The sequence below is a fragment of the Vibrio sp. 10N.222.52.B7 genome (assembly GCF_041474275.1).
Taxonomy (GTDB): Bacteria; Pseudomonadota; Gammaproteobacteria; order Enterobacterales; family Vibrionaceae; genus Vibrio; species Vibrio crassostreae_C.
The window spans coordinates 1-229 of sequence record NZ_JBFRTU010000815.1 but is presented as its reverse complement, the minus strand read 5'-3'; the positions used below and the strand labels follow the sequence as shown (position 1 = coordinate 229).

1 pseudogene is annotated in these 229 nt (G+C 47.2%); it reads left to right on the top strand.

The annotated features are described in order from the left end of the window. Positions 1-229 (top strand): annotated as a pseudogene (locus AB4512_RS25435) (transporter); the annotation flags it as partial.

Here is a 229-nt window from a genome sequence, read left to right as displayed (position 1 = left end):
TACCGCTACCTTGCTGCGAAAGATTCAAATAACGCACGTAAAGCAGCTCTACTTGCTTGTGTACTAATGACGCTTGGTCCAATCATCTGGTTCATGCCACCTTGGTTTGTTGCAGGACAAGGCGTTGATCTTGCGGCGCATTACCCAGATGCAGGTTCTAAAGCTGGCGATTTTGCTTACCTATACTTTGTAGAGCAATACATGCCAGCAGGTATGGTGGGGCTTCTAA